Consider the following 18,413-nt stretch of genomic DNA (forward strand, 5'->3'; position numbering starts at 1 on the left):
TTAGGTGAAAGCTAATGAGAAATATAAAACAAGACAATATCACAAAAGCAGAACGTTTTATTTTTATTGTATCGATGGTTTAATTTTATACATTAATGGGCTGATATTTAGTAAAAAATAAAAAACGTTATGTTTAACTTAGATATCTATAAATCGTAAGTTTAGATATTTGAGCGGTGTTTACGATACCTTACAAGACAACGAATGACAGTCTAGAAGGTGGTTTGATGATCTTTCTAGATTATTCATAAATTTTATTAAGTTATAACAAAAGTAAAGCAAAAAATGATTCACTTCATTTAACTATCATGATTAAATAAGAATAGGAAAAGGAATATTATTTCAGAATACGATCAAATATAATTCATTGTTTACTCCTTCCAAATTCATTCTTCCTATCAAAATCTTCTGTAAATTGATCTAAATCAAAAATATCTGCGTACAGGCTATCAAGCTCATTTTTTCTTGATATTTGTCAAAGCAAAACGCGTAATAAACTCTTTGAAGATTGCATTTAATATCTGTAATATTACCGACGACTAAATTAGCTATAGAATTACGTATATTTAAATTTATTTAAACAATATTGCAACACAACATGGATGCTTGCAACTATAAGCAAGTGATCAGGAAGGTCGGCAAAATTGCAATAAGTTCTCTATACAAAGCTAAACCCAATAATCGGTACATATTAGTACTGTCACCAGTCAGCTGGTGAATAAAGGAGTTATCAATGTTAACTGATGTCGTCGAACTATCGCGGTTACAGTTCGCTCTAACAGCGATGTATCACTTTTTGTTCGTTCCATTGACTCTAGGTATGGCTTTTTTACTAGCCATTATGGAGTCAGTTTATGTAATGACTGGAAAGCAAATCTACAAGGACATGACTAAGTTCTGGGGTAAGCTTTTCGCGATTAACTTTGCTCTTGGTGTGGCTACCGGCCTATCTATGGAGTTCCAGTTTGGTACAAACTGGGCATACTACTCTCACTACGTTGGTGATATCTTCGGTGCGCCATTGGCAATCGAAGCACTAATGGCATTCTTCTTAGAATCAACGCTAGTCGGCATGTTCTTCTTTGGTTGGGATCGCCTATCTAAGCGCCAGCACCTTGCTGTCACTTGGCTAGTCGCTCTTGGTTCAAACTTCTCCGCACTATGGATTCTTATTGCTAACGGTTGGATGCAAAACCCAGTCGGCGCTGATTTCAACTTTGAAACAATGCGTATGGAAATGGTGAGCTTTGCAGACGTAGTACTTAACCCAGTAGCACAGGTGAAGTTTGTTCACACTGTAGCATCTGGCTACGTATGTGGTGCAATGTTCATTCTAGGTGTTAGTGCATACTACATGCTGAAAGGTCGTGATATTGCGTTTGCGCGTCGTTCATTTGCAATCGCAGCAGCGTTCGGTATGGCATCTATCGTTTCTGTAATGATCCTTGGTGATGAGTCAGGTTACGAGCTAGGCGACGTTCAGAAAACTAAATTAGCAGCAATTGAAGCGGAATGGCACACAGAGCCAGCACCTGCGGCATTTACTGTGTTTGGTTTCCCTAATCAAGAAACCATGGAAACCGATTATGCAATTAAGATCCCGTACCTAATGGGTATCATTGCAACACGTTCTTTTGATACACAAGTAACGGGTATCCGTGATCTTAAGAAAGAGCACGAAGTACGTATTCGTAACGGTATGGTTGCATACGGCCTTCTAGAGAAATTACGCGCGGGTGATAAGACACCTGAAAATATTGCAGCTTTCGACGAAGTGAAGAAAGACTTAGGTTACGGTTTACTACTTAAGCCTTACACCGACAAAGTTGTTGATGCGACACCTGAACAAATTCAAAAAGCAGTAGATGACTCAATCCCTCAAGTATGGCCGCTATTCTTTAGCTTCCGTATCATGGTGGGTGCTGGTTTCTTAATGTTCGCCATTATTGGTGCTGCATTTATCCAGTCTTGTCGTCATAAGATCACTGGTAACAAGCTTGTTCTTAAAGCTGCACTATTTGGTATTCCACTACCTTGGATTGCGATTGAAGCAGGTTGGTTCGTTGCAGAATACGGCCGTCAACCATGGGCAGTAGGTGAAATATTACCTGTTCATATGGCAGCATCTAACCTTGAACCGTCACAACTATGGTTCTCGTTAGCGGCAATTCTAGCGCTATACACAGCATTCTTAGTTGCTGAAGTTTACCTAATGGTTAAATTCGCTCGTCTTGGTCCAAGTAGCTTGAAAACAGGTCGCTACCATTTCGAACAAAATGACACAAAACAAGATGTGGTTTCACGTCAGGTTGAAGCGTAAGCAGGGAGAAACAAATAATGTTTGATTATGAAAGCTTGCGACTAATTTGGTGGTTACTAATTGGTGTGCTATGCATCGGTTTTGCAATCACGGATGGTTTCGATATGGGGGTAGGTATCCTATCTCATATCATTGGTAAAACGGATAACGAACGCCGTGTAATGATCAACTCAATTGCACCTCACTGGGATGGTAACCAAGTATGGTTGATCACCGCTGGTGGTGCATTGTTTGCAGCATGGCCGCTAGTTTACGCAACAGTATTCTCTGGTTTTTACGTTGCAATGATTTTGACGTTAGCTGCACTTTGGCTTCGTCCTCTTGGTTTCGATTACCGTTCAAAGCTGACAGATCCAAAATGGCGTAGCCTTTGGGATAAAGCTATCTTCGTCGGTAGTTTTGTACCACCAGTGATCTTCGGTGTGGCATTCGGTAACTTAATGCAGGGTGTACCATTTGAGCTGAATGAGTTCATGATCCCAACCTACAAGGGTTCATTCTTCGGTCTGCTAAATCCATTCGCACTATTGTGTGGTGTGGTGAGCTTACTGATGATCGTGACTCAAGGTGCAACATTCCTACAAATGAAAACAACAGATGCTATTCATGAGCGTTCTCGTAAGGTTGCTGCAGGCTCTGCAATCCTAATGGCTGTTGTGTTTGTTATTGCAGGTTTTGTATCTCAAAGCATCAATGGTTACGTAATTACATCTGAAATCATTAAAAATGCACCTTCAGATCCAACTACGAAAGAAGTAATGCGTCAGACAGGTGCATTGTTCATTAACTATGCGAACTACCCAGCACTATGGATTGCACCAATCCTTGCGGTAGTGATGCCGTTACTGACAGCGCTGTGTTCACGTGCTAACCGTGCAGGTTTTGCTTTCTTATTCTCAAGCCTAACTATGGTAGGTGTGGTATTAACGTTTGGTTTTGCAACATTCCCATTCATTATGCCTTCAAGCCTAGATCCACACATCAGCTTGACTATTTGGGATGCAACATCCTCTGAGTTAACATTGAAGATCATGACTGTAGTTGCCTTTATTATGGTTCCAGTGATCTTGGCTTACACCTCATGGTGTTACTACAAAATGTTTGGTCGTCTAGATACTAAATATATCGAAGACAACAAAACTTCACTGTACTAAGGAGTAGACGAACAATGTGGTATTTTGCTTGGATTTTAGGTGTTCTACTGGCTTGTTCTTTTGGTATCGTCAATGCGTTATGGCTTGAAACGACCGAAAACATGGATAACGACAGTGAGTAATATGGATCGTGCGATAAAAGCAATACATGCACCATTGATGATGTTGCCACTAAAATTATTAGCGATTGCAATGGCAGTGACTGTTGCAGGGTTAGTGATGTGGGAACCACACCAGTTTGCTGATGCAATTGGTGGCTTTGGTCCTGTAATTGCGCCGTTGATGATTTGGGCAACATGCAGTGCCATGGTTTTTGGTATGAGTTTTGTGCCTCATCGCTGGTATTGGCAGTTATTTTTCTCGCCAATCATCGCACTTCCGATATTAATTTATGTTCTTAAATTGTACTTTTTTTAATAGAAGGCGATTTGTAGAATAATCAAACGGCTTACTACTGTGGTAGTAAGCCGTTTTTTTATAAATATTAGGTAGGAATTGCATTCATTTCGCTTGTTACGCATGGTATGTGAACAGAAATGTGATTTGATTGTCAGAATGGATACGTAAGCGTTAATTTTATATAAAATAACGACTTGAAAGCATCACTCAGTAACAACGTTATATTAAGTTGATGTATAGTAGCAGCAATGTATTTTTGCATATATGAATGATAGCCACGACTCAATGGTAATAAAATGACACAACTTAATGTTTTTAAGTGGCCAGTAACCATTTACTATGAAGATACCGATGTTGGTGGGGTGGTATACCACGCTAACTATTTGAAGTTTTTTGAGCGAGCACGAACAGAATACTTGAGAAAAATTGGGCTAAATCAGCAACAGTTATTTTCGTTAAATATGAGTTTTGTTGTGCGCAGCCTAACGATTGATTTTCTTCGTGGTGCAAAACTTGATGATCAGTTAATGGTCCATACAGTGGTGCAAAATATACGACGAGTTTCAATCGAATTTAGCCAAGAATTAGTAAACAATAACAACGAAGTGCTGTGTAAGGTATTGGTGAAAATTGCTTGTGTCGATCCGACACAGATGAAGCCTATTGCACTTCCTGAACAATTAAAGCTGGAGATAAATTAAGTGAACTCAGAGTTGACGGTTTTAGACATTATTCTAAATTCAGGTGCGCTTGAAATTATGGTTATGCTTATTTTATTAGGCATGTCGATTGCATCATGGACAATGATCATCAAGCGTTCTCAAGTATTGTCAGAGGCTAGCCGTAAAGCCGCACAGTTTGAAGATCGTTTTTGGTCAGGTATTGATTTATCTCAGTTGTATAAAGAAGTACAAGCACGTAAAGATGACCTAACGGGATCTGAGCAAATTTTCTATTCAGGTTTCAAAGAGTTTGCACGTTTACACCGCAGTAACGATAAAGTGCCAGAAGCGGTGATGGAAGGTACAAGTCGAGCTATGCGCGTATCACTGTCAAAAGAAGTTGATGAATTGGAAACCAATCTACCGTTTTTAGCGACGGTGGGTTCAATTAGTCCGTATATCGGCTTATTTGGTACGGTACTGGGTATCATGACTGCATTTATTGCTCTTGGTGCGATGAAACAGCCAACATTAGCAACCGTTGCACCTGGTATCGCAGGAGCATTGATTGCAACAGCGATGGGCTTATTTGCTGCGATTCCTGCTGTAATGTTCTACAACCGTTTAACCAATAAAGTATCAAAGCTAGAACATACGTACGCAACGTTTATGGAAGAATTTTCAAGTATTTTACACCGTCAAGCATTTGCCGCTAATCAGGAGAAGTAAGCAATGGCTTATCAACCGAAAAAGCGCAAAATGACAGCGGAAATTAACGTTGTTCCCTATATCGACGTTATGTTGGTATTGCTTATTATCTTTATGGTAACAGCGCCGTTCGTTAGCCAAGGTGTGGATGTGGATCTGCCACAGACCACCACGGCAGAAACGGTTGCAGAGATGAATAAAGATAGCGATATTCCGCCAATTATTGTGGAAGTCGATAAAGATGGCCACCTTGGTGTCAGTATCGACAATGCTGACATGCAACGGGGCTTATCGTTGCAAGAAGTGCTTGCACGTGTAAAAGCGCAAATGGCAGCGCAGCCTAAAACGTTAGTGATGGTAGGTGGTGATGGTCGTACACCTTATGCACATATTATCGAAACATTGGACGCCTTAAACCAAGCCGGTGTCGGCTCTGTTGGCTTAATGACTGAGCCTCTTGAGCAATAAGGTTAAAGAATGAAAAATAACAATTACACAGGTTCCACCGTTATATCGTTATTTATTCATGCGCTGTTGATTGGATTATTGTTCTGGGGCGCTGATTTTACGATGAAAAAATCAGATGTGGGCGGCAATACCATTCAAGCTGTGGTTGTCGATCCTGCAATGATTCATCAACAAGCGACGCAAATTCGAGAGCAACGGGAAGCGGCTAAACGTGCTGAACAAGAGCGTAAAAAAAGGCTGGAAGAGCAGACGGAAGCGCTTGAAAAGCAGAGAAAAGATGAAGCTGAACGTGTTAGACAGTTAAAAGCCGACAAGCTAAAAGCTGAGAAAGAAGCACGAGAAGCAGAGAAACAACGCAAGTTAGTCGCAGAGCAACAAAAGCAAGCGGCTGAAGAAAAACGTAAAGCTGATGAAGCGGCAAAAGTAGCGAAAGCACAAGCAGCAAAAGCAGAAGCTGAGCGTAAAGCGAAACAAGAGGCAGCAGAAAAAGCGGAACAAGTTCGTCAACAAAAACTTGAAGAACAACGTAAAGCGGAAGAAGCAAGTCGACAAGCTGAACTTGAGCGTCAAAAGCAAGTAGCAGCAAAGAAAAAAGCACAAGAAGAAGCAGCTCAAGCGGAAGCGAAACGTAAAGAAGCTGAAGCAAAACGTATTGAGGCTGAGCGTAAGGCAGCAGAAGCTAAGAAAAAAGCCGAAGCAGAAGCGAAACGCAAAGCAGCTGAAGCGAAGAAACTCCAGCAGCAAAAAGAAGCAGCATTGAATGATATGTTTGCAGGTCTTGAAGCGGAAAGTGAGCAGCGCGGTGGTGCGAAAGGGCAACATATTGCTGATGAAGTGGCACGTTATGGCGCAATATATAAACAAATGATTCAACAAAATTTATTGGTTGATCAAAGTTTTAAAGGCCAAGAATGTAATTTGACTATGCGTTTGTCTGCTGATGGTTTAGTACTGGATGTCACTCAAGCTGGTGGTGATGGTGCATTATGTCGCGCGGCAAAATCTGCGGTAGTCAAAGTTAGCCAATTCCCAATGCCTGATGATCCAGAAATTGCGAAAAAATTAAGAGATATCAAACTTACAGTCACGCCACAGTAAATGATTTGTGGTGCAACATAAAATAGGAGCGATGGATGAAACGTTGGATAATGGGCTTATGTTTAGCTCTATTAAGCGTTAGCCAATTTGCACATGCTGAACTTGAATTAGTGATCACTGATGGTGTGGATTCTGCACGCCCAATTGGTGTTGTTCCTTTCAAATGGGAAGGTGAAGGTAAACTACCCACTGATATTTCTGCAGTAATTGCATCAGATTTACAACGAAGTGGTAAGTTCAGCCCAGTGCCGACAAATAAATTGCCACAGTTACCTCATAATGAAAGCCAAATTGATTACTCTGCATGGAGTAAGATGGGCGTTGATGCGGTTGTAACAGGTACAATTGTTAAGAATCAAGATGGCAATTACACCGTTAATTATCAGTTAGTCGACATTGTTAAAGGTAAACTAGCAGCAGGCACTGAAGGGGCTGCAAAAGGCGATTATTTACTATTGAATAATCAAGCGTCAGTAAAGCCCAACCGCATGCGTCAATATGCTCACCGTATTTCTGATTTAATTTACCAGAAGCTAACGGGTGAACGTGGTGCATTCTTAACGCGTATTGCATACGTTGATAATAATCGTTCATCGAAGTTTCCATATCAATTACGTGTTGCTGATTACGATGGTTACAACGAACGTGTGGTATTGAAGTCCAAACAACCGCTAATGTCTCCTGCATGGTCGCCAGATGGTAGCAAACTGGCGTATGTAAGCTTTGAAAGCGGTAAAGCACAGATCTTCGTGTTAGATATCTACACAGGTAAGCGTGAAGTAGTGGCGGATTACCCTCGCCATAATGGTTCACCACAGTTTTCACCTGATGGTACTAAATTAGCGATGGTACTTTCTAAAACAGGTAGCTTGCAGATCTATATTAAAGATCTGAAAACCAATCAATTACGCCAAATTACTCACGGCCGTGCTAATAATACGGAAGCGGTATGGGCACCTGATGGTCAATCTCTTTACTTCACCTCTGATCGTGGCGGTCGTCCACAGGTTTACCATTTAGATTTAGCAACCGGTGATACGCAACGTGTAACTTGGCAAGGTTCTCAGAACATGGGACCACAAATTACACCTGATGGGCGTTATCTTGTCGTCGTAAACCGTTCAGATAGTGGTTACAACATTGCTAAACAAGATCTTAAAACAGGTGCAATGCAAATTTTAACAAAAGCACGCCTTGCCGAGTCACCAAGTATTGCTCCTAATGGAAGTATGATTATTTATAGCTCAGCGCAAAATAATGGTACTTACGAACTTTCTTTGGTATCCATCGATGGTCGTTTCCAAGCACGCTTACCATCAACAAGTAAACGTGTACGAGCACCATCTTGGGGCCCATTTTTATAATTTGAGTTAATTCTCATTTGCCTTTTGAGGCACGATTGAGTTTAAAAAGGAAATCTAGATGCAACTGAACAAAGTTTTGAAAAGTTTAGCCATTGCGCTACCAATGATGACATTGGCAGCATGTAGTTCAACAGATAGTGCAGACAGCTCTGCTGCGAACCAAAACGGTACTAATGGCGGCAGCACTTCGCCTGATCAAACAATTGTGACTCCGGTTGATCCATCAGGAAGCATGAGTGAAGAACAATTGCTTGAGCAACAATTGCAGCAGTTACGTCAAGAACAAACCGTTTTCTTTAAGTTTGATAACGCAGAGATTCAACCTGAGTACCAAGCAATTTTAGAAGCACATGCTGCGTACTTACGTGACCACCCAAGTATTAAAGTCATCGTTGAAGGTCATGCTGATGAGCGTGGTACGCCAGAATACAACATTGCGTTAGGTGAGCGTCGTGCCAATGCAGTAGCACAGTACCTGCAAGCATTAGGTGTACCTGCATCTCAACTTTCTATTGTGAGCTACGGTGAAGAAAAACCATTAGTATTAGGTCACACTGATGCTGATTATGCGAAAAACCGTCGCGCGGTTTTAGTTTACTAATCTAATGTAGGTAAACCCAATATGAGCAGTAACAAAGTAATGCGAAAACTTGCATTAGTGTTGCTGATGAGCGCGGCGACCCAAGTGGTCGCCGCGCCTGTATCGGCAGCGAATTTAGATAGCTTAGAGCGTATGCTTGAAGCGCAAGGTCAGGTGCAGTTACAAATGCAGCGCCGCTTAGAGCAGATGTCATCAGATATTGATGAGCTTCGTGGCAACGTTGAACGTAATAGTTATGAAATTAAAAAAGTGGTAGATCGTCAACGCGACATCTATCGAGAAGTTGATAACTTGAGCCGCCAACCAGCGAAAGCCGAGCCTACGGACGCTAAAAAAGAAGCGGCATCAAGTGAAGCTTTTTCAAGTAATACCGATGAAAATACGGCCTATGAAAAAGCGGTTAATCTGATCTTAAAAGAGAAAGATTATAAAGGCGCAACCAAAGCGTTCCAAAGCTTCTTAACGACTTACCCTAATTCGGTTTATAAGCCGAATGCTAGTTATTGGTTGGGGCAATTATTCTTTGCTCAGAATCAGCTAGCAGATGCTACAACGAATTTTAAAGTGGTTGCAGATACCAAAGACTCAAGTAAGCGCGCTGATGCGTTGCTGAAACTTGGTGTGATTGCAGAACGTGGTAATGATATTGCGACGGCAAAAACATATTATCAAGAAGTGATCAAAGCATACCCGAATTCAACGTCTGCTAATCAAGCTAAAACAGCGCTTACGAAGTTAAAATAAACGCAGTTACGGTTTGATTTTAAAAGCCCACAAAGAAATGGTTATTTCTGTTGTGGGCTTTTTTGTTACTACGAAGTCGAAGCAGTGTTGGTTAAAGGTGAAATTTGGAAAATCCAGCGTATAATGTTCGGACACTAAAGGAATGCTAATGAGCAAGTGAAAAATGAGTATTACATTTGATCCATCAGAGATGGTATATCCGTTTCCACCAAAACCTGCCCGACTAACTGATACGGAAAAACAACAATATATTCAGCAAATCAAACAATTGCTAAAGGATAAAGATGCAGTATTAGTGGCGCATTATTATACCGATCCTGAAATACAGGCATTGGCTGAAGAAACTGGCGGTTTTGTTGGTGATTCACTAGAAATGGCTCGTTTTGGTAATCAACATCCAGCCACCACCTTAATTATTTGTGGTGTACGCTTTATGGGTGAATCTGCCAAGATTCTTACACCAGAAAAGCATGTATTGATGCCAACCTTAGAGGCTGAATGTTCGCTTGATTTAGGTTGTCCTATTGATGCATTTAGCGAGTTTTGCGATGCTCACCCTGATCATACTGTTGTTGTCTATGCCAATACCTCTGCTGCAGTAAAAGCACGTGCTGATTGGGTTGTAACATCAAGTATTGCACTGGAGATTGTTGAGCATTTAGATAGCGAAGACAAGAAAATCATTTGGGGACCGGATCGTCACTTAGGTTCTTATATTCAGAAGAAAACAGGTGCAGAGATGCTGTTGTGGCAGGGTGAATGTATTGTTCACGACGAGTTTTCTGCTAAAGCCCTACGCGACATGAAGCACCTATATCCTGACGCTGCTATTCTTGTTCACCCTGAATCACCCGCGAGTGTAGTCGCATTAGCTGATGCTGTAGGTTCAACAAGCCAGCTTATTAAAGCCGCGAAAGAGCTACCGAATCAGAAGCTTATTGTAGCAACTGATAAAGGCATTTTCTTTAAGATGCAGCAAATGGTGCCAGAGAAAGAATTAGTAGAGGCTCCAACAGCGGGGGCTGGGGCAACATGTCGTAGCTGCGCACATTGTCCGTGGATGGCAATGAATGGTTTGAAAGCGATTTACACCGCATTAAATGATGGTGGTGAGCAGCATGAAATTTTTGTTGATGAATCGCTACGTGAAAAATCACTGATCCCGTTAAACCGAATGCTAGATTTTGCGGCTGAATTGCAGTTAAAAGTAAAAGGTAATGCTTAAGCTTTTTGTTGAATCAGCGGCAATGAATAACAAACGAGCATAAAAAAGAAGGCGAACAGAGATGTTCGCCTTCTTTGTTTTAGGGAAATGTGTGGATTATTAGTCTTGAACTAACATTGCGCCACGTTGCGTTAAGCCACAGAGCATTACAGGAATGGCATTAAAGATCTCTTCAAATTGCGCTAAGGCATCAGCATCTTGTTCTTTTAATGCTTCAAGTGCTGTTTCAGGATCAAACAGTAGGCTGAAAGAAAGCAATACGCCACCCAGTAGGGCATTATCTTCACTTTCAGGTGGCATAATGGTTTCCCAATCATCACGCGCAAGTTGCCAACCCTGAAGCATACCTTCACAGAAGTTACTGGTTGCTTCGGTGACAATTTGGCTATCGTCTAGTGCACAGCCTTCAGGCCATTGCCATGTGTTGTCATAGAGAGTTGTACGTGCATCATTTAAAATATCAATGATTGCATTGGCATAGTTTTCTAATTCTTCATGGGTACTAAAAGGAGAGGTTTCTTCTCCACCCCATAAAAAAGCTAGCCATTCTGTTGGGGCAATAATATTAGGTGCTGCAGCCATTGCAGTGACAAAGCCACGTGTTTGCGCTTCGTTGAGCAGTAGTTCGGCAAGCTGTTGATCTTGCAAAATGACGCTAAGTTTTGAAGACATATAAAAGAGTCTCTATTTAATCATTGTTAGGATATTCCTTGACCTATTAAACGATCAACGAAAGAGTAATCAAGTATTAGTTACTTATTGTAACAGCCTCGTTAGGTCAAAATAGAGACACGATGAGATATTTTCGTATAAGTATCAGATTTGTTTTAAAAGTAGACACTTAATGCGATGCTTTCAGTTTTATCTTGACCTAATACCTTTAGCACAATATAGTAGCCGTCCGTTAAGAAGCAGTGCCTATTAACGCAATGTGGTGAGGTGTCCGAGTGGCTGAAGGAGCACGCCTGGAAAGTGTGTATACGGCAACGTATCGAGGGTTCGAATCCCTCCCTCACCGCCATCTCTTATTTTTTAAGAGATAACAATTTAGGAGAGATGGCTGAGTGGTTGAAAGCACCGGTCTTGAAAACCGGCATACGTTTATAGCGTATCTAGGGTTCAAATCCCTATCTCTCCGCCATATTAAAGAAAGCCGCTAAGTTAACCCTTAGCGGCTTTTTTGCATCTGGAAGAATGATTATATTTTAAAATTAATCTGATATTTATATTAGAAGGGTTCAAATCCTCTAATACCCAGAGCTGCTCCGTCATATTAAAGAAAGCCGCTAGCGAAAGTTAGCGGCTTTTTTGTATTTTTATTATATATACCTAATATATAAGTATTTTCTATTATGATCTAGACGTTACTTTATTCGTATATCTTTATTACTGTAAGAGTCATTATTAACTTTTAGTTATAGGCTGTATGTCTATTAATCACTATTTCAATTTAATATATGTTATCTATTAAGTTTAAAATAAATAATATAGTTTAACTTTTAAGAATATATGGAATCATTTTTAAATTATTATCAAAGGTGTTTATTATTAAGAGTGAATATAAATATTGAATTTCGATGGTAAAAATCATGCAAAAAATGGTCTTTTATATTGTACTTTTATTTTTATCTGCGCAATCTTTTTCCCAGCCTGTTAAAAAAGTGCTTAATGGCTCTGACGTCGATCTTTTTGATTCTTTTCTACTACCATGGAATGCCGCTCTTATAAGTAAAAATAACGATTCCATTATTTGTGGTGCGGTTGTCATCGCAGAGCATTGGTTGCTAACTGTTGCTCACTGTAATAATGATAATTTAGGTAATGTAGCTATTGTTGGTGCTCATAGTGTTGATGTGGACAATCTTGTTCTTTTACATGATAGATATAAGTTTAATATTGTCGATAAAATATCACATCCAGATTATGACCCGCTAACATTCTTAAATGATATCGCTTTATTAAGGGTAGACCGCTCACTTTTTGAGGTGTCTCAAGCGATTAAGATCGCTACAGTTAATGAGCAATATATTGTAGATGAGCAATTTAGAAATTCTTGGGCAACAAATATTGATTCATCATCAACGACAATTGCGTCAGGTTGGGGAGATACTGTTAGCAAAGGCTATCCATCAATCTTGCAGGTAGTCACCTTAGCTGGGGTTCCTGACGAACAATGCATAGGTTTAACTGATAATCATGATTATATTGTATGCGCTGATTCAAATATTAACGGACTCATTAAAGATGTTTGTAATGGTGACTCGGGTAATCCTCTTATTTGGCAGAATGAACAGACTATGTCAGATAGTGATAAGGGAGTAAGGCTAATTGGACTGGCTAGTAATGGGGCGATATGTATAAATCGAAATAACTTTCCTGAAAATCAATATAACCAACTTACTGGTCAATATACGCAGGTTTCATCTTACAAACTCTGGATAGAAGATTGTGTAACGAAACACCATGGTTATCAGGATTTTACACTCAACGATAATAACTTAAAACCAACTATAGATATTGACCCATTTGTATCAATACCAGATTACCCTCAAGAAAGAACTTCACCAGAACCTGAACCTGAGAAAGAAATCGTCACGACGGATAGCAGCGGTGGTTTAGTTTCTTGGTATTTCATTTTGATTATTTTGGTTGTTACTTGGATCGATAAGTTGATATTACTTAAAAATTAATAGCGAGAAATAAACCCCTATACAGCTTAAGTTTATGTCTTACCAGACAAGTTGCTCGTTTTAATTCTTAAAAATAATACGAATAGCAGAGAGATTAATTTTTTATATTTACTATAGTACTTATATGTTCATATAAACCTTAAATAAGTTAAACATATTGAGTTAGGTATAACTATGATAAAATATTGGTATGTTATTATTTTAGGAGGGCTTTTATTAAGTGGTTGCTCATCGCACTTATTCAGTTTGTCTGATAATGATCCAACATCAAAGTCTTTTGTATGTTGTCGATCGTTTGAATATATAAATTGGCAAGTGATAAATGGTGAAGAAAAGAAACTTTATATCAATGAAAAATCAAATATTGGCTACTTTTCTGGTGAAAAAAGTTTATATAAAGCTTATAAATTAGCTGATGGTATTGAGGATATTACATTCTCTATTGAAAGCAAAATTACAAGTAATAATGTATTTTCACCTAATGTTATGATCTTCGATGATAAACTTTCACTTTTTAAATCAGTTAATTTTTTTGATTTTGAAAATAATGGAAAAGACGAAAGCTATAGTATTAAAAATATAAGGTTAAGTAGAAAAATACCTTATATGATTATATTCACACCTCAAAGTCATGAAGGTACTAAGATTATATTCGATACCCCTAGTGGACAAGAGCTTGTCAATTTGTATACCAAGGGGAGTTTATCTTTTGATGATGTGTCTATAACAAAGAGAATAACAGAAATGGTAGATGTTGAGCTAATACCATTAAATATCAAGAAAAATGTAATACCATCGCCATCACCAGTAGTTGCTGCAGCTCCTTTGGTTGTACCTTTGAAAAAAGTGCCTTCAACACCTTTAAAAGAAAATATAAATATTATTGATGATTCTCAAACTTATAAAGCATATCAAGAGATAGCAAAAAAAGCAGAATATCCATCTAAATTTCAAACAGTTGATAATAATAAAAATTCATGGTCAAACAATTCAACCGATGAGTTGCCTGTTAAATTAATTGAACAAGAAACTTCAACGAAAAGTGAACGTATGCTTGTAGAAACGGAAAGAATTTATAATCAATTAATCACTCAGTCTTTAAATAAAGGGGATTTTGCTAAAGCACTAAAATTATTATTAGAGGCGAATCGTGTAGGATCGCCAACAGCCGAAACCGTTTTTTTAGAGCAGGTTAAAAAGAAGTTTGAAGGTAAAAATAATTCTAACTCCTTATTTTAAAGTGTTAAATCCACTATATATCCGCGTAAAAGTGGTAAACCAGCATGCTGACGCAAAAATATAGGCAATGACTGCGAAGTGTTGAGGGAACAAACAAAAGAGGATGAAACAAGCAATTGTTTCTGTGCCTTCTGTCAATCCACTCATGTAATACAATGATTTATTACGATATACGGGGTTTTCAATACCTCGCTTACTGGCCATAACAGCAAAAGCAAGAAAACTACTGCCCGTTCCAATAAAGGCATAGATTAAAAATGCGCCAGCAATGGCATTTTGCTCTGGATTGGCGAGTACAAAGCCGAAAGGTATTAAGGAATAGAATAAAAAATCCAAACTAATATCCAGAAAGCCACCCGCATCAGTAAGACCTTGAATACGTGCAAGTGCCCCGTCAACACCATCACAAATACGATTGAGCAAGATAAAAAGCAGGGCAATGAAATAGTGCTCTGTCATTAAAGCTGGAAACGCTAAGCAACCGATAAGAAAGCCTGTAAAGGTGACTTGATTTGCAGTAATACCATAGGGATGTAGACGGGCTGCAATAATATTCAGCGGGGCTTTAATAAGCTTAATACTTACATTATCGAGCATAATGGCTCTCCGTTTGCCAATTGATCACACGGCTATTGTTTGGGATGTCTTGTTTATCATGCGTCACCATTAAAGTGGGTATTTGTGCTTGCTGAATTTGGTTAAAAACCCAATCTCTAAATTGTGCACGGCGGCCACTGTCTAATTTACTGAATGGCTCATCCAATAAGATTAATTGAGGCTGGGCTAATAACAGTCGAGTAAGGCTAATTCGCGCACGTTGCCCACCTGAAATTTGATGAGGGTAAGCATTTGCTAACGCTGATAGCTGCAACTCTTCAAGGGCATTAAGAGCCAGCTTGTGGCGATCTTTACCTTTAATACGATTGGGTAGTGCAAACGCAAGGTTTTCCCATACTAATAGATGAGGAAAGAGCAAATCATCTTGAAATAGCATGCCTATCTGACGTAAGTGAGCAGGTACTTCGGTGATATCGTTATTATTTAATATAAGGTTACCTTGTGCCTGAAATGCATCACTTAAATGGCCTGCAATGTAATTTAATAAGGTGGATTTTCCACAGCCACTCGCTCCCATTAAGGTCACGATTTCTCCTTTTGCGATTTGTAAGCAAAAAGAAGTCAGTAAAGCATCACCATTAGGCATTGATATTGTGACGTTGTTGATATGTAGACTCATGATTAGTTGACTCTATTTTTAAACGTTTATTGTTTTTTGTCGGTTTATTCGTCGAGCTAAAATAAAAAAGCCGAACGGGAGCAGCGCTTGGCATAAGGCGTAAATAGCGGTAACTCGCCTGTCCGATCCACTGGCAAGGGTTACGGCTTCTGTCGTTAACGTACTTATTCGGCCGGCACCCAGCATTAATGTTGGGAGGTATTGTGCCAAACTGACGCTAATGCCAATAACCCATGCAAAAATAAATGCCGATGATAATTGCGGCAGCTTTATTTTAAGCCATACCTGAAAAGGTGTTTTCCCTAAACTTAATCCAATTTGAGTTAAACGTTGATCATAACTGCGATAAGGGCCATCAAGTGCGAGATAGACATAAGGGAAAACAAAAAAGAGATGTGCCCAACAGACCCATAGTAGATAAGTATTCAGTGAGGAAAATAAAGTTAGTACTTGCAAACCGAAAAGCAACGATAGCTGTGGGATCAGCATCGGAATAGCAATAATGTAGTTAGGAATATGCCATTTATGTTTTATACGATATTCGTGCGCGACAATGGCAAAACATAATCCAAGCAATGCACTGATCAGTGCGATCACCACACTGATGTTGATTGTACTAAGAATATGACTCCATTCTAGTTGCCAAAAGCGCAAGCTATAACGACTTGGAAGTACATCAGGAAAGCGCCAACGCAGTGCGACTGACCATAGACTTAATATTGGGATAATCAACGCTGTTAATGTCAGCAATAGGGTAAAAAGTGATTTTCCTGGTAATGCAAAACCATATCTGCCCGACCATTGCCACTGTTTAAATAATTGGGTGAGTAGCCATTCTATCGCCACCGTAATACCTAACAATATTGTGCCGATAACAAATAGCATGATTGCCCCAGCGGCAGCTCGCGGCATGAGTTGTAGGTTTGGATCTATAAACCATTGCCAGACTAAAACAGCAAAGGTGGGAGGATTGGTTGGCCCTATAATTTGTGCAACATCGACGACAGAGACACCATAAGCCACGATAGCAAATAGTGGAAAACGCATCTTAGGTAACCATTGAGGAAAAATACACTTTAACCATGTTTGAGCACGGTTATAGCCCAGAGATGTTGATACTTTTTGGGTTTGCTCAATATTTAATTGTTGGAGAACCGGAATACTCATTAGCACTAAAAAAGGCGTCTCTTTTAAGGCGAGCATAACGATAAGCCCTAAGCCATATGGATCATTGATCAGTAACGCGGTTTCACTGACAGCATGAGTACTGAGATTGGCTGGAAGTACTGAATACAATAAACGAACGCCCATTCCTGTTGGCGCAAATAAAAAGGCAAAGCCAATCGCGAAAGCAACATGGGGAATAGCGAGAAGAGGGCTTAATGCTGATTCAATTCGCTGCCACAGGCGGGTGCCCCAACAGGTTTGGATGATTGCAAAAGTAAATAAACCAGCAAGAAAACAGCTAGCTGCCGTTGTATAAAATGTTAAGGCAATGGAGTGTTCGACACCTTGCCATTGTAATACTTGGCTAAAGCCGTTGAATGAGAATTGAGTTAGCCCTAATGGTGGCATATACCCTAATGCAGTGATCACTACACCGAGTAGCCCTGGCAATGTCGGTAAAATACACACGGCAATTAAAAGAAAGTAAAACGCAGGTAACATACCGTGTTCTCATGGTTAAAAAAGGTTGCCGTCTTAAGGTATAAGAGACGTAAGACGATGCTGATAGTAATTATAATTATGCAATAAGCAATGCGATTTTAATTATTTAATCAATAAATTACCCGTGACGATAACTATGACCCGTTTTTGCAAACTTTTGTTTCATAACCAATGACTAAAATTATATTTCGTATAATTGCGTTTATATCCTTATTAGTCGGTTACTTGTGTATAACGACCAATTAATGATGTTGGTAGCAGTATTTGAACGTGCTGCTTTACTATTAATGGCACTTTTTTGATTAACACAAACCCCGCACTTTCAGTCGATTGTTAAAAAACAACATTGTCGACCTTTTAAACTATCATTATGTCTCTTTTACTGCTCCTTTTTGCAGTGTTAAATACCTATATGGGAGTGAAAGTTGATGGATGATTGCTGGTATTCACCGTTATTTGATTAATATTTATTGTCCAACATCTGTGGACGTTTGTACTTGGTATTCTGACAGATAAAATCGCACGTACTAAGGTAATAGCGATTGCGTTGACGATCTGTTTAGTGGCTGTATGTGCATTGTTATTTACCTAGGCTTCGGTGTTGGTAGCTTGATTGGTTCAATTGTCGCATCCGTTTTTGGTGGCTTTATTGCAACGTTCTACTTGATGTTCGCATTATTGATTGTCTCTTTTGTGATTGCATTAACCATCCAATTACCTAACGGTGAAAATGAAGCACAGTTAGTCGTCAATCACTAACTGGATAATTTGAGAAAAGAATATCTATAAATCCGAGCACTTATTATGAGTGTTCGGATTTTTTATTATCTGTATGA

The 18,413-nt window shown here is 39.4% G+C and carries 18 protein-coding genes, 2 tRNA genes and 1 pseudogene; 17 read left to right on the forward strand and 4 right to left on the reverse strand.

Translation table 11 applies throughout. From position 1 onward, the window contains the following. The first annotated feature begins 733 nt into the window (after positions 1–733). From cydA to nadA, 12 genes are all read left to right on the forward strand, one after another. Positions 734–2,320: a cytochrome ubiquinol oxidase subunit I gene (cydA, locus tag C9J38_RS01895; protein WP_107205624.1), complete on the forward strand. Its 1,587-nt coding sequence runs from the start codon at positions 734–736 to the stop codon at positions 2,318–2,320. Between the two features lie 17 nt (positions 2,321–2,337). Then, on the forward strand, positions 2,338–3,474 hold the full coding sequence (gene cydB / locus C9J38_RS01900) for a cytochrome d ubiquinol oxidase subunit II (protein ID WP_107205625.1): 1,137 nt from the start codon (positions 2,338–2,340) through the stop codon (positions 3,472–3,474). Positions 3,475–3,488: 14 nt separating this feature from the next. After that, positions 3,489–3,596 carry a cytochrome bd-I oxidase subunit CydX gene (cydX, locus tag C9J38_RS01905; protein ID WP_005370675.1) on the forward strand — a complete coding sequence of 36 codons (108 nt, stop codon included), beginning with the start codon at positions 3,489–3,491 and terminating at the stop codon, positions 3,594–3,596. Between the two features lies 1 nt (position 3,597). Further along, entirely contained in the window at positions 3,598–3,891 is a 294-nt protein-coding gene (gene ybgE, locus C9J38_RS01910; protein WP_107205626.1) for a cyd operon protein YbgE, read from the forward strand. Positions 3,892–4,169: 278 nt separating this feature from the next. Then, a complete protein-coding gene (gene ybgC, locus C9J38_RS01915; RefSeq protein ID WP_107205627.1) occupies positions 4,170–4,574 on the forward strand; it encodes a tol-pal system-associated acyl-CoA thioesterase in 405 nt (134 codons plus the stop codon). Beyond that, the gene (tolQ, locus tag C9J38_RS01920; RefSeq protein ID WP_105060583.1) at positions 4,575–5,264 is read left to right on the forward strand and encodes a protein TolQ; all 690 of its coding nucleotides are present in this window, start codon (positions 4,575–4,577) and stop codon (positions 5,262–5,264) included. A gap of 3 nt (positions 5,265–5,267) precedes the next feature. After that, a complete protein-coding gene (tolR, locus tag C9J38_RS01925; protein ID WP_105060582.1) occupies positions 5,268–5,711 on the forward strand; it encodes a protein TolR in 444 nt (147 codons plus the stop codon). Positions 5,712–5,720: 9 nt separating this feature from the next. Then, positions 5,721–6,809, forward strand: coding sequence for a cell envelope integrity protein TolA (tolA, locus tag C9J38_RS01930; RefSeq protein ID WP_107205628.1), 1,089 nt, complete (start codon positions 5,721–5,723; stop codon positions 6,807–6,809). 35 nt (positions 6,810–6,844) lie between these two features. Further along, the gene (tolB, locus tag C9J38_RS01935; protein WP_107205629.1) at positions 6,845–8,173 is read left to right on the forward strand and encodes a Tol-Pal system beta propeller repeat protein TolB; all 1,329 of its coding nucleotides are present in this window, start codon (positions 6,845–6,847) and stop codon (positions 8,171–8,173) included. Between the two features lie 58 nt (positions 8,174–8,231). After that, positions 8,232–8,774 carry a peptidoglycan-associated lipoprotein Pal gene (gene pal / locus C9J38_RS01940; RefSeq protein WP_107205630.1) on the forward strand — a complete coding sequence of 181 codons (543 nt, stop codon included), beginning with the start codon at positions 8,232–8,234 and terminating at the stop codon, positions 8,772–8,774. Between the two features lie 21 nt (positions 8,775–8,795). Continuing rightward, complete coding sequence (ybgF, locus tag C9J38_RS01945) at positions 8,796–9,518, forward strand: tol-pal system protein YbgF (protein ID WP_107205631.1); 723 nt, start codon at positions 8,796–8,798, stop codon at positions 9,516–9,518. Between the two features lie 163 nt (positions 9,519–9,681). Further along, positions 9,682–10,743 carry a quinolinate synthase NadA gene (gene nadA, locus C9J38_RS01950; protein WP_107205632.1) on the forward strand — a complete coding sequence of 354 codons (1,062 nt, stop codon included), beginning with the start codon at positions 9,682–9,684 and terminating at the stop codon, positions 10,741–10,743. A gap of 99 nt (positions 10,744–10,842) precedes the next feature. Here nadA and C9J38_RS01955 read toward each other — a convergent pair whose 3' ends face one another. After that, positions 10,843–11,415, reverse strand: a complete 573-nt coding sequence (locus C9J38_RS01955; RefSeq protein WP_107205633.1) for a UPF0149 family protein — start codon at positions 11,413–11,415, stop codon at positions 10,843–10,845. A gap of 261 nt (positions 11,416–11,676) precedes the next feature. On the opposite strand from C9J38_RS01955, the gene C9J38_RS01960 reads away from it, so the two are divergent. From C9J38_RS01960 to C9J38_RS01975, 4 genes are all read left to right on the forward strand, one after another. Beyond that, positions 11,677–11,764, forward strand: a tRNA-Ser gene (locus tag C9J38_RS01960). 29 nt (positions 11,765–11,793) lie between these two features. Next, positions 11,794–11,884, forward strand: a tRNA-Ser gene (locus tag C9J38_RS01965). A 448-nt stretch (positions 11,885–12,332) separates the two neighbouring features. Continuing rightward, the gene (locus C9J38_RS01970) at positions 12,333–13,433 is read left to right on the forward strand and encodes a trypsin-like serine protease (protein ID WP_233217599.1); all 1,101 of its coding nucleotides are present in this window, start codon (positions 12,333–12,335) and stop codon (positions 13,431–13,433) included. Between the two features lie 174 nt (positions 13,434–13,607). After that, positions 13,608–14,672: a MalM family protein gene (locus C9J38_RS01975; RefSeq protein WP_107205635.1), complete on the forward strand. Its 1,065-nt coding sequence runs from the start codon at positions 13,608–13,610 to the stop codon at positions 14,670–14,672. Here C9J38_RS01975 and C9J38_RS01980 read toward each other — a convergent pair. Genes C9J38_RS01980 through C9J38_RS01990 form a run of 3 tightly spaced genes read right to left on the reverse strand, consistent with a single transcriptional unit; the run spans position 14,664 to position 17,577 of the window. Next, positions 14,664–15,269 (reverse strand): CDP-alcohol phosphatidyltransferase family protein, encoded by a 606-nt coding sequence (locus C9J38_RS01980; RefSeq protein WP_107205636.1) that lies wholly within the window; start codon positions 15,267–15,269, stop codon positions 14,664–14,666. The two genes, C9J38_RS01975 and C9J38_RS01980, sit on opposite strands and share 9 nt — an antisense overlap. After that, complete coding sequence (locus tag C9J38_RS01985; protein ID WP_107205637.1) at positions 15,259–15,909, reverse strand: ATP-binding cassette domain-containing protein; 651 nt, start codon at positions 15,907–15,909, stop codon at positions 15,259–15,261. The genes C9J38_RS01980 and C9J38_RS01985 overlap by 11 nt, the downstream gene beginning before the upstream one ends. 18 nt (positions 15,910–15,927) lie before the next feature. Next, a complete protein-coding gene (locus C9J38_RS01990; protein WP_107205638.1) occupies positions 15,928–17,577 on the reverse strand; it encodes an ABC transporter permease in 1,650 nt (549 codons plus the stop codon). Positions 17,578–18,070: 493 nt separating this feature from the next. Between C9J38_RS01990 and C9J38_RS02000 the strand changes: the two are divergent. Further along, positions 18,071–18,336: pseudogene (locus C9J38_RS02000) on the forward strand (oxalate/formate antiport family MFS transporter); the annotation flags it as partial. Positions 18,337–18,413: the final 77 nt, after the last annotated feature.

The organism is Photobacterium sp. GB-210, assembly GCF_003026075.1.
Classification (GTDB): Bacteria; Pseudomonadota; Gammaproteobacteria; order Enterobacterales; family Vibrionaceae; genus Photobacterium.

What these genes read in the sequence shown, in the direction of transcription:
- cydA (WP_107205624.1), top strand. Translation starts at nt 734, where the DNA reads ATGTTAACTGATGTCGTCGAACTATCGCGGTTACAGTTCGCTCTAACA.
- cydB (WP_107205625.1), top strand. Translation starts at nt 2,338, where the DNA reads ATGTTTGATTATGAAAGCTTGCGACTAATTTGGTGGTTACTAATTGGT.
- cydX (WP_005370675.1), top strand. Translation starts at nt 3,489, where the DNA reads ATGTGGTATTTTGCTTGGATTTTAGGTGTTCTACTGGCTTGTTCTTTT.
- ybgE (WP_107205626.1), top strand. Translation starts at nt 3,598, where the DNA reads ATGGATCGTGCGATAAAAGCAATACATGCACCATTGATGATGTTGCCA.
- ybgC (WP_107205627.1), top strand. Translation starts at nt 4,170, where the DNA reads ATGACACAACTTAATGTTTTTAAGTGGCCAGTAACCATTTACTATGAA.
- tolR (WP_105060582.1), top strand. Translation starts at nt 5,268, where the DNA reads ATGGCTTATCAACCGAAAAAGCGCAAAATGACAGCGGAAATTAACGTT.
- tolA (WP_107205628.1), top strand. Translation starts at nt 5,721, where the DNA reads ATGAAAAATAACAATTACACAGGTTCCACCGTTATATCGTTATTTATT.
- tolB (WP_107205629.1), top strand. Translation starts at nt 6,845, where the DNA reads ATGAAACGTTGGATAATGGGCTTATGTTTAGCTCTATTAAGCGTTAGC.
- pal (WP_107205630.1), top strand. Translation starts at nt 8,232, where the DNA reads ATGCAACTGAACAAAGTTTTGAAAAGTTTAGCCATTGCGCTACCAATG.
- ybgF (WP_107205631.1), top strand. Translation starts at nt 8,796, where the DNA reads ATGAGCAGTAACAAAGTAATGCGAAAACTTGCATTAGTGTTGCTGATG.
- nadA (WP_107205632.1), top strand. Translation starts at nt 9,682, where the DNA reads ATGAGTATTACATTTGATCCATCAGAGATGGTATATCCGTTTCCACCA.
- C9J38_RS01955 (WP_107205633.1), bottom strand. Translation starts at nt 11,415, where the DNA reads ATGTCTTCAAAACTTAGCGTCATTTTGCAAGATCAACAGCTTGCCGAA.
- C9J38_RS01970 (WP_233217599.1), top strand. Translation starts at nt 12,333, where the DNA reads ATGCAAAAAATGGTCTTTTATATTGTACTTTTATTTTTATCTGCGCAA.
- C9J38_RS01975 (WP_107205635.1), top strand. Translation starts at nt 13,608, where the DNA reads ATGATAAAATATTGGTATGTTATTATTTTAGGAGGGCTTTTATTAAGT.
- C9J38_RS01980 (WP_107205636.1), bottom strand. Translation starts at nt 15,269, where the DNA reads ATGCTCGATAATGTAAGTATTAAGCTTATTAAAGCCCCGCTGAATATT.
- C9J38_RS01985 (WP_107205637.1), bottom strand. Translation starts at nt 15,909, where the DNA reads ATGAGTCTACATATCAACAACGTCACAATATCAATGCCTAATGGTGAT.
- C9J38_RS01990 (WP_107205638.1), bottom strand. Translation starts at nt 17,577, where the DNA reads ATGTTACCTGCGTTTTACTTTCTTTTAATTGCCGTGTGTATTTTACCG.